Genomic DNA, 13589 nt, shown 5'->3' on the forward strand with positions numbered 1-13589 from the left:
ATGGAAAGAACGGCAGCCCACGCATCCGAAAGCCGCCCCGCGCGCCCCCGCACCGACCCCGAGCCGCCGCCCCCGGGCGGGGTGCTGTGGACCATCGCCGGCGACGTCCGGGCCCTGCTGATGCTGCCCGCCGCCTTCACCCTGCAGGTCGCCCACCCCGCGATCGGGGCCGGCGTCGACCAGTACTCCGTCTTCCGCACCGACCCCTGGGGCCGCGGCGAGCGCTCGCTGCGCTCGGTCCAGCTGTGGGTGTACGGCGGGGAGGAAGCCGCCGAGGAGGGCCGCCGGGTCCGCCGCCTGCACAAGGAGATCCAGGGCACCGACACCCGCGGCCGGCGCTACCACTCCCTCGACCCCGCCTGCTACTCCTGGGTGCACGCCACCGGCTTCCCCGTCTACCTGTACGCCGGGCGCTACCTGCTGCGCCGCTTCACCCCCGCCCAGGAGCGGCAGCTCTACCGGGAATGGCTGCAGGTGGGCCGGATCCTCGGCATCCACGACCGGGACATGCCGCAGAGCATCGAGGAGTACTGGACGTACTGGGGCCGGATGCTGGCCGAGGAGATAGAGCCCACCAAGGTCGCCCGCGAGCTGATCGCCACCGATGTGCCGCTGCCGCGGCCCGAGTCCGGATCCTTCGCCGTACGCCTGTTGCTGCGGCTCACCTGGCCCGCCCTGCGGGCGGCCTTCCTGCACCTGCGGGCCTTCGTCACCGTCGGGTACATGCCGCCCGAGGCGCGGGCCGCCCTCGGACTGGAATGGAGCCCGGCCCAGGAGCGCAGGCTCCGCAGGTTCAGCACGGCCCTGCGGCTCCTCGTACCCCTGCTGCCGGAGCGGCTGCGCTACCTGCCCATCGCGCGGGCGGCGCGCGCCCGATGGCGCGCCGCCGCCCGCTGACGGGACTCAGTGCTCGTCGTGCGTGTGGATCGTGTTCGTCTCCGCGATCTTCTTCCAGGACCTCGGCTCCGCGGCGGGCTTCGCCGGCTTGGCGGGAGCGGCCTGCTGTGAGCGGGCCGCGGGCTTGCCGGCCGCCGGGTTCAGGGCCGAGGCCTCCGGCTTGCCCGGGGTGTAGAGCCAGGTCTCGAACAGCTGGGCCAGCGGCTTGGCCGAGACCTTCTCCGCGTAGCGCACGAAGTCCCCGACCTTGGCGTTGCCGTAGGCCCGCTCGGTCGGCCAGCCCTTGAGGATCTGGAAGAACTTCTCGTCGCCGATCTCGTTGCGCAGCGCCTGCAGGGCGATGGCGCCACGGTCGTAGACGGCGCCGTGGAACTGGTTCTCCGGACCGGGGTCACCCGGCTTGACCTGCCAGAACGCGTCCTCGGCCGGGCGCAGGGCGTAGGCCCAGTCGGCGAGCTCCTGCGCGGTGCCCTCGCCCTCCTTCTCCGACCACAGCCACTGGCTGTAGCGGGCGAAGCCCTCGTTGATCCAGATGTCCTTCCAGCCCTCGACGGACACGCTGTCGCCGTACCACTGGTGGGCCAGCTCGTGGACGACCACCGAGACGTTGGCGCCGTTGCGGAACTGGCCCGGACCGTAGAACGGCCTCGTCTGCGTCTCCAGCGCGTAGCCGGCGTTCACGTTCGGCACGTAACCGCCCAGCGCGTTGAAGGGGTACGGGCCGAAGACCCCCTCCAGCCACTCGGTGACCTCGCCGGTGCGCTCCACGCTCGCGCGCGCCGCGCCCGCGTTGTCGCCGAGGTCCTTGCTGTAGGCGTTCACGATCGGCAGCCCGCTCGCCGTCGTGTCGGTGGTGATGTCGAACTTGCCGACGGCGAGGGTGGCGAGGTAGGTGGCCTGCGGCTTGTTGGAGCGCCAGTTGTACCGGGTCCAGCCGAGCCGCGAGGTCTGCGACTGGAGCACGCCGTTGCTGATGGCCTGGGTGCCGTCGGGGACGTTGACGGAGACGTCGAAGGTGGCCTTGTCCGTGGGGTGGTCGTTGCTCGGGAACCACCAGGCCGCCGAGTCCGGCTCCTGCGCGGCCACACCGCCGTCCGGCGTGCGCTGCCACGCCGACCAGCCGTCCACCTTGAACTCGGAGGGCTTCCCGGCGTACTTGACGACGACGCTGATCGGGGTGTTGCGCGCCAGCGGCTTCGCCGGGGTGACCTCCAGCTCGTGGTCGCCGGACGTGGCGAACTTCGCCTTGGCCCCGTTGACGCGGATCTCGCTGACCTTGAGGCCGAAGTCGAGGTTGAAGCGGGACAGGTCCTGCTTGGTGGTGGCGAGGAGGGTGGCGGTGCCTTCCAGCAGGTCCGTCTTGGGCTGGTACTGCAGACGGAGGTCGTAGTGGGACACGTCGTATCCGCCGTTGCCGCTGGCCGGGTAGTAGGGGTCGCCGATACCCGGGGCACCCGGACCGGCACTCGCCGCCGACGCCGGGATCACCAGCAGCAGGGAAGCGGCGAGCACGCTCGGGGCGATGACTTTGCGGTGCACGAATGACTCCAAGTGGTAGGGGAGGCAGGTCGGTTCCAGGTCTTGTGTCTCGACCGTATTCACCCGTGATCACTCACGTCATGTCCATGGCCCCTGCTGTCACACGATCGCCATTCGGCCGTCACGGTATGGCGGACGGAGCGGGACGTACGCCGGGGGTGCCGCGCACCGGGCGCACCCCGCCGACGACCCGGCGCGGCCCGTCCGGGGCCCGTGGCCTGCGGCGCAGCCGCCGGGCCACGGCCCCGCCGGGGTCCGGGCGGCCGAGGCCGCGGCGCGCGCCGAGGGCGGGGAGCACCTCGCCCGGGAGCGCTCCCGGGCGCGCCGGATCGGCCGAATCGGGCCTGACGAACGGGCCCTGACGCATCGGGGGAAGGCGTCCGCCTTCAGGGGCGGGATGCGGCCGGGGTGTGGACGAGGTGCAGGATCCGTCCGTCGGCGGTCCCGGCGTACAGCCCGCCCCCGGGTACGGGTGCCACCACCAGCGACAGCGCGACGGTCGGGAGACCGTGGACCCTCAGCTCCGTACGACGGCGCACCGAGCCCTCGGCGGCGTCCAGTGCCACCAGGGTGCCGTCGCTCCGGGCGACGTGCACCAGCTCCCCGTCGGTGTCCAGGGCGGTGGCGGGGGCGTCCGCCCGGTACCGCCACAGCACGCTCCCGTCGGTCAGGGAGCGCCGCACGACGTACGACTCGCCCCTCCGGTGGTCCGTGCCCGCGTACACGAGGGAGCGCCCGATCTCGGCCGCCGGACCGCTCGCGTGCTGCCTCCCGGGCTCCGGCGCGTGCGGGAAGAGCCGGCGGAGCGTGCCGTCCGGGCCGACGGTCGTGATCCACTTGTCCCGGTACGGCCTGCGGGGGTCGAAGCCCACCAGCAGGTACGGCCGGGTGGCGTGGCGGACCGGAAAGTCGTGGAGGAAGCCCGTACCCGACGGACCGTCCACCGGGCCGTCCGGGCCCGGGGCGAGCAGGGTCCACGGGACGTCCCGGTACTGCTCCACCGGCCGCAGGAACGTACGGTCACCGCCGGCCACGAAGGTCACGGGGTGTTCCACCGGCACGGTCTCCAGGACGCTGCCGTCGTCGGCCGAGAGCCGGACGACCCGTGGCGCGGGGTGCTCCTTGCGGTGGGGCGGGCGCAGCCGTTCCGCGTCGGCCCAGACCGAGGCCCGGCCCGGGGCCGCGTCCGGGGCTCCGGGGGCGAGGAGCAGCCGGCGGCCGCCTTCCGCATCCGGGACCGCCCACTGCCGTTCCCCCGAGGGGAGCCACGCCTCGGCGAGGACACCGTCCAGGGCCGCCAGGACCCGTCCGTCGGGCAGGGCCTCGACCGAGCGCACCCGGGTCCGCGGAATCCACTCCCGGCCGGCCCGGGCCGCGAGGCCGCGCAGGAGCCGGCGGGCGTCCGGACCGGGGTCCGCGCGGTCGAACTCCGCCGCAGGGACGCTCAGTTCCGCCAGGGCGACGCCCTGGTGCCCGACCCGGGTCCAGTCGGGGCGCTCGATCACGGCCGTGTGCGCCTGCCCGTGCGCGCCCGGGTCCTGCCAGTCGTCCGGCGGCGCCAGGGTGAGGCGCAGTGCGGTCGGGCTCTGCCATGCCACGCGAACGACCTCGCGCGGGTACGGGAGTACGGACACGGCCTCACCGGTGTCCAGGCGGACCAGCAGCAGTTCGCCCGTGAAGTCGTAGCCGCCGTCGTACCCACCGGTGCCGACGGCCAGCAGGGGCAGCACGGGGTGGAAGGCCAGGCAGTTCACCTCCTCGCGGGACGGCACCAGGTGCCGGCACCGCAGGCCGTCCCGCTCGTACACGCCGATCCGGTGCTCGATCCACCGCCGGTCGCCGCTGCCGTGACCGTTCCACTCCAGCCGGCCCACGTCACCGCCCACGGCGACCAGTCCCGAAGGGGCATCGGCGACGGCCGCCCTCGGCCGGCCGATCTCGGCGAACGGCCCGTCGCCGAACACACGCCGGACGGTCGGCACAGCAGTCATACGGAAAAACCTCCGGGGGAACGGCACGCACGGACGGCCGCCGTCCCGGACCGGCACGGCGGCCGTCCATCGTCGCGACCCCCACCCACGGAAACCAAACGGGTTTCACCCCCTGAGGCTGAAAGCCCCGTACGGGCAGGCGATGTGCGGTGACGAGGACGCCGGAGCCGGGCCGGCCGAGGGCGCGGGGAAGGTGTCCACGGGGTGAGACGCGCACCACCGGCCGGCGCCCTACCCGGCGTACCGAACAGTCGGTAGCGTGCGGCGCATGACCTTTCCCTTGCTCGCCGCCCGTCGTTGCTGGCACGCCGCGATCAACCCGCTGCACGCCACCGTCTACTTCTCGCCGGAGATCGCCAAGGAATTCGCCGCCCTCGGCGTCACCGACCCGGTGGCCGTCAACCTGGCCCACCGGTCGGCCGCGATGGGCGCCGTCGGGGCGGGCGCGGTCACCGCCACCTTCTACAACTACCGCCACGACCTCGTCGCCCGGCACCTGCCCGCCGTCTGGGACACCACCACCCCCGAGGAGGCCCTCGCCGCCCGGCTGCGGGCCGCCGACGGCTGCCTGCGCCGGCTCCTCGGCGCCGAGGCCATAGCCTCGCCCGAACTCGCCGAGGCCGCCGACCTGGCGATGCGCGCCACCGAGGCCTGCACCCGGCACGCCCGCACCCTCTACGCCGCCCACGCCGACCTCCCCGTACCGCAGGAGCCGCACCTGCGCCTGTGGCACGCCACCACCCTGCTGCGCGAACACCGCGGCGACGGCCACCTCGCCGCCCTGCTCCTGGCGGGCCTGGACCCGGTCGAGGCACTGGTCAGCCACACCGCCACCGGCAAGGGCATGACCCCGAAGTGGCTCAAGGGCATGCGCGGCTGGGAGCAGGCCGACCTGGACGCCGCGGCCGCCCGGCTGCGCGAGCGCGGCGTGCTCGACGCCGCCGGCGAGCTGACCGAGCAGGGCGTCGCCCTGCGCGAGCAGCTGGAGCACGACACCGACCGCCTGGACGCCGCCCCCTACGAGCACCTCGGCGAGGCCGGCCTGGCCCGCCTCACGGAGCTCGGCGGCGCCCTCGTGGTCAAGGCCGTGACCGCCGGGGCCTTCCCCGCCGACCTCATGGGGAAGGGCTGACGGACAGGGCTCCCGCCGTCCGTCACCGCCACCTGCCACAATTGGCAGCCTTCCAGTGCAAACGAAGGCAGGCGGGACCCGATCGTGACGATGTCCATCGAAGGCAGGATCGCCGAGGAGCTCGGCGTACGGGAGCGGCAGGTCAAGGCCGCCGTCGAGCTGCTCGACGGCGGCTCCACCGTGCCGTTCATCGCGCGCTACCGCAAGGAAGCGACGGAGATGCTCGACGACGCCCAGCTGCGCACCCTCGAGGAGCGGCTGCGGTATCTGCGCGAGCTGGAGGACCGGCGCGCGGCGATCCTCGACTCCGTACGGGAACAGGGCAAGCTCGACGCCGAGCTGGAGGCCCGGATCAACGCGGCCGACACCAAAGCCCGGCTGGAGGACATCTACCTCCCCTTCAAGCCCAAGCGGCGCACCAAGGCGCAGATCGCCCGCGAGGCCGGGCTGGAGCCGCTCGCGGACGGCCTGCTGGCCGACCCGTCCGTGGAACCGGCCGCCGCGGCCGCCGCGTTCGTCGACGCCGACAAGGGCGTCGCCGACCCGGCAGCCGCCCTCGAAGGCGCCCGCGCCATCCTCACCGAGCGGTTCGGCGAGGACGCCGACCTGATCGGCGAACTGCGCGAGCGCATGTGGGGCCGCGGCCGGCTCGCCGCGAAGGTCCGCGAGGGCAAGGAGGAGGCGGGCGCCAAGTTCGCCGACTACTTCGACTTCGCCGAGCCGTTCACCGCGCTGCCCTCGCACCGCGTCCTCGCCATGCTGCGCGGCGAGAAGGAGGACGTCCTCGACCTCAACCTGGAGCCCGAGGCCCCCGAAGACACGGCGACCCCCGGCCCGTCCACGTACGAGGGCATGATCGCCCGCCGCTTCGGCGTGGGCGACCGAGGCCGTCCCGGCGACAAGTGGCTGGGCGACACGGTCCGCTGGGCCTGGCGCACGAAGATCCAGGTGCACCTCGGCATCGACCTGCGGATGCGGCTGCGCCAGGCCGCCGAGGACGAGGCCGTACGGGTCTTCGCGTCCAACCTGCGCGACCTGCTGCTCGCGGCGCCCGCCGGCACACGGGCCACGCTCGGCCTGGACCCGGGCTTCCGTACCGGCGTGAAGGTCGCCGTCGTGGACGCCACCGGCAAGGTCGTGGCCACGGACGTGATCTACCCGCACGTGCCCGCCAACAAGTGGGACGAGTCCCTCGCCAAGCTTGCCCGCCTCGCGAAGGAGCACGCGGTCGAGCTGGTCGCCATCGGCAACGGCACCGCCTCCCGCGAGACCGACAAGCTCGCCGGCGACCTCATCACCCGCCACCCCGAACTGGGACTCACCAAGGTGATGGTCTCGGAGGCGGGCGCCTCCGTGTACTCGGCCTCGGCCTTCGCCTCGCAGGAACTGCCCGGCATGGACGTGTCGCTGCGCGGCGCCGTCTCCATCGCCCGCCGCCTCCAGGACCCGCTCGCCGAGCTGGTCAAGATCGACCCGAAGTCGATCGGCGTCGGCCAGTACCAGCACGACCTCTCCGAGATGAAGCTCTCGCGCTCGCTCGACGCGGTCGTCGAGGACTGCGTGAACGGCGTCGGCGTCGACGTCAACACCGCCTCCGCGCCCCTGCTCTCGCGCGTGTCGGGCATCAGCGGCGGCCTCGCCGAGAACATCGTGGCCCACCGCGACGCCAACGGCCCCTTCCGCAGCCGCAAGGGGCTCAAGGACGTGGCCCGCCTCGGCCCGAAGGCGTACGAGCAGTGCGCGGGCTTCCTGCGGATCCGCGGCGGGGACGACCCGCTGGACGGCTCGGCCGTGCACCCCGAGGCCTACCCGGTCGTGCGGGCCATGGGCAAGACGGCGGGCGGCGAGGTGGCGGCCCTGATCGGCAACACCTCCGTGCTGCGCTCCCTGCGCCCCGAGCAGTTCGTCACCGAGGCCTTCGGCCTGCCCACGGTCACCGACATCCTGCGCGAGCTGGAGAAGCCGGGCCGCGACCCGCGTCCCGCCTTCAAGACGGCCACCTTCAAGGAGGGCGTGGAGAAGATCGGCGACCTTGCCCCCGGGATGATCCTGGAGGGAGTGGTCACCAACGTGGCCGCCTTCGGCGCCTTCATCGACATCGGCGTCCACCAGGACGGCCTGGCACACGTCTCGGCGCTGTCGAGGAACTTCGTCAAGGACCCGCGGGACGTGGTCAAGCCGGGCGACATCGTCCGCGTGAAGGTCATGGACGTGGACATCCCGCGCAAGCGGATCTCGCTCACCCTGCGGCTGGAGGACGAGGCCGGGGCCGAGCGCGGCGCGGGCGCCCCCAGGCAGCGCGAGGACCGGCGGGGCGGCGGCTCCGGCGACGGCCGTCCCCCGCAGCAGCGGGGTGGGGGCGGTGGCACCCGCGAGGGCGGCCGGAACCAGGGCGAGCGCGGCCAGGGCGGCCAGGGCCAGCGCCAGGGCGGTGGCGGTGCCCCCGCCCCCGCGAACAGCGCGATGGCGGACGCGCTGCGCCGCGCGGGCCTCACGGCCCCCGAGGAGCGCCGCAAGCGGTAGGCATCGTCAAGGGCGGCTTGCAGCCACCCGGCGCGTCAGGGTCTCGCGCGCGATGGCCGAATAGGGTCCCCACCTGGGGACTTGTCTTGCCAACTCGCGTACAAGATCTGTAGGCATGGTGGAACGCCCGTTCGTCATCCGGCGGACGGGCTTCCGTGTTTCCCCCTCAGGACCGCATTCCCCGAGGCCGCCTTGAAGGCACAGGACGTCATGCCCATGCCCACACACGCCTACCGACGCTGCCCCGGAAAGGGTCCGAAGAGGGATCACATGCCCCACCGGCAACTCAGCCTTCGTAAACGGTGCGAGAACATTCTCGGCCATCTGGATCTGACCCACCCCTTCTCCCTCGACGGGCTGTGCAACCGGATAGCCGAGCAGCGGGGCCGCCCCATCCGGCTGCACCCGCTCCCGAAGGAGGCGGCGGAGTCCGGGGTCTGCGGACTGTGGGTGGGCACGGCCAGCGTCGACTACGTCTTCTACGAGGCGCAGACCACCCCGCTGCACCGGGAGCACATCGTCCTCCACGAACTCGGCCACATCCTCTTCGGGCACAACTCGCTGGAGGGCGAGGAGACCGACGGCGAGGCTCCCACCGTGCTCGGGCGCACCAACTACACCACCCGCCAGGAGCAGGAGGCGGAGATGCTCGCCAGCATGATCCGCATCCGCACGGCGAACGCCGGCCCGCGCCCGGCCGACCGCGACCGCGGCACCCTGGCCCGGCTGGAGTCGGCCATGGGCTACGAGCGGGGCAACGATGGCAGCTGACCTCACCGCCTTCGGCGACTGGCTCGCCGTCCCCAGCGTGGTGTGCCTGTGGGCCGCCGTCCTGCTCCGCGCTCCCGGCGCCCTGCGCTCCCCCCAGCAGCGCGGCCTGTGGCTGGCCGTCGCCACCGCCGCCGCCGCGATGACGCTGAACCTCCCGGACGTGGTCGGCTACGCGATGAACCGCGGCGCCGGCTACGCCCACACCATCGGCCTCGTCCGCAACCTCATCGGCGTACTGTCGGCGGGCGCCGTGCTCTACTTCGTCGCCGCCGCCACCCGCGGCCGCAGGCTCCAACTCGCCTCCTGGATCGCCACGCTGGCCTGGCTGGGCACACTCCTCGCCCTGGACGCGGCCGCCCCCGGCCACGGCACGCACACCATGCCGCCGGTCGGCGACCCGGTGCCCTCCCTCGCGTACTGGCTGGTGCTGATCTCCGCGCACGTCATCGCCAACACCGTCTGCGTGGCCCTGTGCTGGCGCTACAGCCGGCGCACCGAGAGCCGGGGACTGGCCGCCGGACTGCGCCTGTTCGGCCTCGGCACCGCGCTCGCCGGCCTGTTCTGGCTGGCGTACCTGCTCAAGGCCCTGTTCGGCAGCACCTGGGCGATGCCCGCCCTGCCGCTGCTGATGAACCTGCACGGCCTGCTGCGCGCCGCCGCGATCCTCGTGCCCACCCTGTTCACCCTCCGCCGGACCGCCGCCGACACCGCCACCGCCTGGCGGCTGTGGCCGCTCTGGCGCGACCTGGTCGAAGCCGTCCCGCACGTGGCCCTCAACAAGCCGCGCGCCGGCCGGGTGGTGGAGCTGCTGTGGCCGCCGGTCCCGCGCAACCTGCTGGTGTACCGCAAGGTCATCGAGACGCGCGACGCGATCCTGATCCTGGGGGAGTACGCGCCCGCTGGCGCGCTGGAGCGGGCCCGCGGCCAGGCCGCCGGACAGGGGGTCCCCGAGCAGCGGGCCACCGCGGCCGCGCTGGCCCGCGTACTGAAGGAGGCGCGGCAGGCGAAGCTCGACGGACTGCCCGGGCAGCCGGGCGAGGCCGCCGCGCTGGAGCTGCCCGCCTCGATCCACACCTCGCAGGAGGGCGGGGACCTGGCGGACGAGGCCCGGTTCCTCGTCGACGTGGCCCAGGCCTACGTCTCTCCCGCCGGCACCACGTCCGTCAGCACAAGGAAGTGAACCCGTCTTGACCACCGCAGGAACCACCGTACTGATCACCGGGGCCAGCGCCGGACTGGGCGCGGCCTTCGCCCGCGGCTTCGCGGCCAAGGGCTGCGACCTGGTCCTCGTCGCCCGCGACAAGGACCGGCTCGAAGCCGTCGCCGCACAACTGGGCCGCGAGTACGGCACCGTGTGCGAGGTGCTGCCCGCCGACCTGCTGGACGCGGGGGACTGCGCGGCGGTCGCCGAGCGGCTCGCCGACCGGTCCCGGCCCGTGGACATGCTGGTCAACAACGCGGGCTTCGGACTGCCCGCGCCCTTCCCGTACAGCCCGGTCGAGGACGAGGAGCGGATGCTCGACCTGCTCGTGAAGGTCCCGCTCCGGCTCACCCACGCCGTCCTGCCGGGCCTGCGCGAACGCCGCCGGGGCGCGGTCCTCAACGTCTCCTCGGTGGCGGGGCTCCTGCCGACCGGCACGTACGGGGCCGCCAAGGCCTGGATCACCGCGTTCAGCGAGTCGCTCCGGGTGGACATGGCGCCGTACGGGGTCCGGGTGCTGGCCGTGGTCCCCGGCTTCACCCGCACCGAGTTCCAGGAGCGCGCCGGCATGGACGTCAGCGCGCTGCGCGAAGCGGTCTGGCTGGAGCCGGAGGCCGTGGTCGCCCAGGCCCTGAAGGACCTGTCCCTGCGCCGCCCGGTCAGCATCACCGGCCGCCGCTACCGGGCGTACGCCCTGGCGGTCCGGCACCTCCCGCGCGACTTCGTGGCCCGCAAGATGGGCCGCAGGCGCCGCCCCCCGGCCGACGCGGAGGCGTGACCCCGCCGGTGGAACGGGCCCGCGGGCCCGTGGCTACAGCTCGGTGACCTTGCCGTCCTCCACCCGGAGGCGGCGGGTCACCGACACCGCGTCGAGCATGCGGCGGTCGTGGGTGACCAGCAGGAGGGTGCCCTCGTAGGCGTCCAGGGCGGCCTCCAGCTGCTCGATCGCCGGGAGGTCGAGGTGGTTGGTGGGCTCGTCCAGGACCAGCAGGTTCACCCCGCGGCCCTGGAGCAGCGCCAGCGCGGCACGGGTGCGCTCGCCGGGGGAGAGGGTGGCCGCCGGGCGCAGCACGTGGGCCGCCTTGAGACCGAACTTGGCCAGCAGGGTGCGCACTTCGGCCGGCTCGGTCTCCGGGACCGCCGCGCAGAAGGCCTCCAGCAGCGGTTCGTCGCCGAGGAACAGGCCGCGGGCCTGGTCCACCTCGCCGACGAGGACGCCGGAGCCGAGGGTCGCGGAGCCCGAGTCCGGGGCCAGCCGGCCCAGCAGGACGGCGAGGAGGGTGGACTTGCCGGCGCCGTTGGCCCCGGTGATCGCCACCCGGTCCGCCCAGTCGATCTGCAGGCTGGCCGGGCCGAAGGCGAAGTCGCCCCGCTTGACGGCCGCTTCGCGCAGGGTGGCCACCACGGACCCGGAGCGCGGGGCCGCCGCGATCTCCATGCGCAGCTCCCACTCCTTGCGGGGCTCGTCGACGACGTCCAGCCGCTCGATGGCGCGCTGCGTCTGGCGGGCCTTGGCGGCCTGCTTCTCGCTGGACTCGGCGCGCAGGTTCTTGCCGAGCTTGTTGTTGTCGGTCGCCTTGCGGCGGGCGTTGCGGACGCCCTTGTCCATCCAGTTGCGCTGCATCTGGGCCCGGCCCTCCAGGGCGGCCTTCTTGTCCGCGTACTCCTCGAACTCCTCGCGGGCGTGGTCGCGCGAGCGCTCGCGCTCCTCCAGGTACGCGTCGTAGCCGCCGCCGTAGAGGTTGATCTGCTGCTGGGCCAGGTCGAGTTCGAGGACCTTGGTGACGGTCCGGGTCAGGAACTCGCGGTCGTGGCTGATGACGACCGTGCCCGCGCGCAGCCCCTTCACGAACCGCTCCAGCCGCTCCAGACCGTCCAGGTCCAGGTCGTTGGTGGGCTCGTCGAGGAGGAAGACGTCGTAGCGGGAGAGCAGCAGCGAGGCGAGACCCGCGCGGGCCGCCTGGCCGCCCGAGAGCGCCGTCATGGGCAGGTCCAGGCCGACCATGAGGCCGAGCTCGGCGGCCACCTCCTCGGCCCGCTCCTCGAGATCGGCGCCGCCGAGGTCCAGCCACCGGTCCAGCGCGGTCGCGTACGCGTCGTCCGCGCCCGGCGTCCCGTCCACCAGCCCCTGCGTCGCCGCGTCCAGCTCCGCCTGCGCGGCGGCCACACCCGTACGGCGGGCCAGGAAGTCCCGGACCGACTCGGCGGGCCGGCGCTCCGGCTCCTGCGGGAGGTGGCCGACGGCGGCGGTCGGCGGGGAGAGCCGCAGCTCCCCGGTCTCGGGGGTGTCCAGCCCGGCGAGCAGGCGCAGCAGGGTGGACTTCCCGGCGCCGTTCACGCCGACGAGGCCGATGACGTCGCCGGGCGCGACGACGAGGTCGAGATCGGCGAAGAGCGTGCGCTCACCGTGCGCGGCGGTGAGCTTCTTGGCGACGAGGGTTGCAGTCATGATGTGCCGATCCTATCCGGGCGGACGGCCGTCCCCCGGATGGCCGAATAGGTGGGAAGCACGTCATTGCCGCCACCGGGGCCCGCGTCACACCATGGGGTCATGTCGTCGCGAAACGTACTCGTCGTCCTCTACGACGGGGTGCAGAGCCTGGACGTGACCGGGCCGGTGGAGGTGTTCGCCGCCGTGGCCCGGTTCCCGGGGCTGCCTCCCTACACGATCGGAACGGTGTCCCCGGGAGGAGCGCCGGTCCGCACCAGCAGCGGGCTGACGCTGGTGCCGGACGGGGACATGGAGAGCGCCCGCCCGGGGGCGGGGACCACGCTGCTGGTGCCGGGGGGCCGGTACACGGGCGACTTCGAGCCGCGGCTCACCGACTGGCTGCGCGCCCACGGGGGTGGGGCGGAGCGGTTGGTGTCCGTGTGCACGGGCGGGCTGCTGCTGGCCGAGGCGGGGCTGCTGGACGGGCGGCGGGCCACGACGCACTGGTACGTGTGCGAACAGATGGCGCGCGACTACCCGGCCGTGGAAGTGGAGCCCGACCCCATCTACGTACGGGACGGACCGGTGGCCACCTCGGCCGGGGTCACGGCCGGGATCGACCTCGCGCTCGCGCTGGTGGAGGAGGACCACGGGAAGGACGTCGCTCTGACGATCGCCCGGCACCTGGTGGTGTTCCTGCACAGGCCGGGCAACCAGGCACAGTTCAGCGCGCAGCTGGCGGCCCAGACCGCCCGGCGGGAGCCGCTGCGGGACGTGCAGCAGTGGATCACCGAGCACCCCGACGGTGACCTCAGCGTCGAGGCGCTGGCCGCGCGGGCCCGCCTCTCCCCGCGCCACTTCGCGCGGGCCTTCCAGACGGAGACGGGGGTGACCCCGGGGCGGTACGTGGAGCGGGTGCGGGTGGAACACGCCCGGCGCCTCCTGGAGGAGGGCTCCGCCGGCATCGCCCAGGTCGCCCGCGCCTGCGGGTACGGCACGCCGGAGGCACTGCGCCGCGCCTTCGTGAAGACGCTCGGCCAGCCCCCGACGGAGTACCGCCGCCGCTTCGGCGCGGCCCGGGCCCACTAGCCCCGATTCGACAGC

Annotated in this window: 11 protein-coding genes; 7 read left to right on the forward strand and 4 right to left on the reverse strand. The window is 73.6% G+C overall.

The window, feature by feature from the left end; genetic code table 11:
- Positions 1 to 897, forward strand: a complete 897-nt coding sequence (locus tag AB0D29_RS06045) for an oxygenase MpaB family protein (protein ID WP_362852364.1) — start codon at positions 1 to 3, stop codon at positions 895 to 897.
- Between the two features lie 6 nt (positions 898 to 903).
- On the opposite strand, the gene AB0D29_RS06050 is transcribed toward AB0D29_RS06045, so the two are convergent.
- From AB0D29_RS06050 to AB0D29_RS06060, 3 genes are all read right to left on the reverse strand, one after another.
- Positions 904 to 2436 carry a M1 family metallopeptidase gene (locus AB0D29_RS06050; RefSeq protein WP_362852365.1) on the reverse strand — a complete coding sequence of 511 codons (1533 nt, stop codon included), beginning with the start codon at positions 2434 to 2436 and terminating at the stop codon, positions 904 to 906.
- A gap of 121 nt (positions 2437 to 2557) precedes the next feature.
- Complete coding sequence (locus AB0D29_RS06055; RefSeq protein WP_362852366.1) at positions 2558 to 2803, reverse strand: hypothetical protein; 246 nt, start codon at positions 2801 to 2803, stop codon at positions 2558 to 2560.
- Positions 2804 to 2822: 19 nt separating this feature from the next.
- Entirely contained in the window at positions 2823 to 4427 is a 1605-nt protein-coding gene (locus AB0D29_RS06060; RefSeq protein ID WP_362852367.1) for a PQQ-binding-like beta-propeller repeat protein, read from the reverse strand.
- A gap of 268 nt (positions 4428 to 4695) precedes the next feature.
- Between AB0D29_RS06060 and AB0D29_RS06065 the strand changes: the two genes are divergently transcribed.
- The 5 genes from AB0D29_RS06065 (at position 4696) to AB0D29_RS06085 (ending at position 10832) form a co-directional block, all read left to right on the forward strand.
- Positions 4696 to 5559: a hypothetical protein gene (locus AB0D29_RS06065; protein WP_362852368.1), complete on the forward strand. Its 864-nt coding sequence runs from the start codon at positions 4696 to 4698 to the stop codon at positions 5557 to 5559.
- A gap of 84 nt (positions 5560 to 5643) precedes the next feature.
- Complete coding sequence (locus AB0D29_RS06070) at positions 5644 to 8082, forward strand: Tex family protein (RefSeq protein WP_362852369.1); 2439 nt, start codon at positions 5644 to 5646, stop codon at positions 8080 to 8082.
- A gap of 270 nt (positions 8083 to 8352) precedes the next feature.
- On the forward strand, positions 8353 to 8853 hold the full coding sequence (locus AB0D29_RS06075) for a hypothetical protein (protein ID WP_362852370.1): 501 nt from the start codon (positions 8353 to 8355) through the stop codon (positions 8851 to 8853).
- On the forward strand, positions 8843 to 10033 hold the full coding sequence (locus AB0D29_RS06080; protein ID WP_362852371.1) for an MAB_1171c family putative transporter: 1191 nt from the start codon (positions 8843 to 8845) through the stop codon (positions 10031 to 10033). Before AB0D29_RS06075 ends, AB0D29_RS06080 begins: the two co-directional genes overlap by 11 nt.
- 7 nt (positions 10034 to 10040) lie before the next feature.
- The gene (locus AB0D29_RS06085) at positions 10041 to 10832 is read left to right on the forward strand and encodes an SDR family oxidoreductase (protein ID WP_362852372.1); all 792 of its coding nucleotides are present in this window, start codon (positions 10041 to 10043) and stop codon (positions 10830 to 10832) included.
- Between the two features lie 33 nt (positions 10833 to 10865).
- On the opposite strand, the gene AB0D29_RS06090 is transcribed toward AB0D29_RS06085, so the two are convergent.
- Positions 10866 to 12503: an ABC-F family ATP-binding cassette domain-containing protein gene (locus AB0D29_RS06090; protein WP_362852373.1), complete on the reverse strand. Its 1638-nt coding sequence runs from the start codon at positions 12501 to 12503 to the stop codon at positions 10866 to 10868.
- A 102-nt stretch (positions 12504 to 12605) separates the two neighbouring features.
- Between AB0D29_RS06090 and AB0D29_RS06095 the strand changes: the two genes are divergently transcribed.
- Positions 12606 to 13574: a GlxA family transcriptional regulator gene (locus tag AB0D29_RS06095; protein WP_362852374.1), complete on the forward strand. Its 969-nt coding sequence runs from the start codon at positions 12606 to 12608 to the stop codon at positions 13572 to 13574.
- The last annotated feature ends 15 nt before the right edge of the window (positions 13575 to 13589 follow it).

This window comes from Streptomyces sp. NPDC048424 (genome assembly GCF_040651555.1).
GTDB lineage: Bacteria > Actinomycetota > Actinomycetes > Streptomycetales > Streptomycetaceae > Streptomyces.

Coding starts and splice junctions, on each gene's coding strand:
- AB0D29_RS06075 (WP_362852370.1), top strand. CDS start 8,353: ATGCCCCACCGGCAACTCAGCCTTCGTAAACGGTGCGAGAACATTCTC.
- AB0D29_RS06045 (WP_362852364.1), top strand. CDS start 1: ATGGAAAGAACGGCAGCCCACGCATCCGAAAGCCGCCCCGCGCGCCCC.
- AB0D29_RS06095 (WP_362852374.1), top strand. CDS start 12,606: ATGTCGTCGCGAAACGTACTCGTCGTCCTCTACGACGGGGTGCAGAGC.
- AB0D29_RS06055 (WP_362852366.1), bottom strand. CDS start 2,803: ATGCGTCAGGGCCCGTTCGTCAGGCCCGATTCGGCCGATCCGGCGCGC.
- AB0D29_RS06090 (WP_362852373.1), bottom strand. CDS start 12,503: ATGACTGCAACCCTCGTCGCCAAGAAGCTCACCGCCGCGCACGGTGAG.
- AB0D29_RS06065 (WP_362852368.1), top strand. CDS start 4,696: ATGACCTTTCCCTTGCTCGCCGCCCGTCGTTGCTGGCACGCCGCGATC.
- AB0D29_RS06080 (WP_362852371.1), top strand. CDS start 8,843: ATGGCAGCTGACCTCACCGCCTTCGGCGACTGGCTCGCCGTCCCCAGC.
- AB0D29_RS06060 (WP_362852367.1), bottom strand. CDS start 4,427: ATGACTGCTGTGCCGACCGTCCGGCGTGTGTTCGGCGACGGGCCGTTC.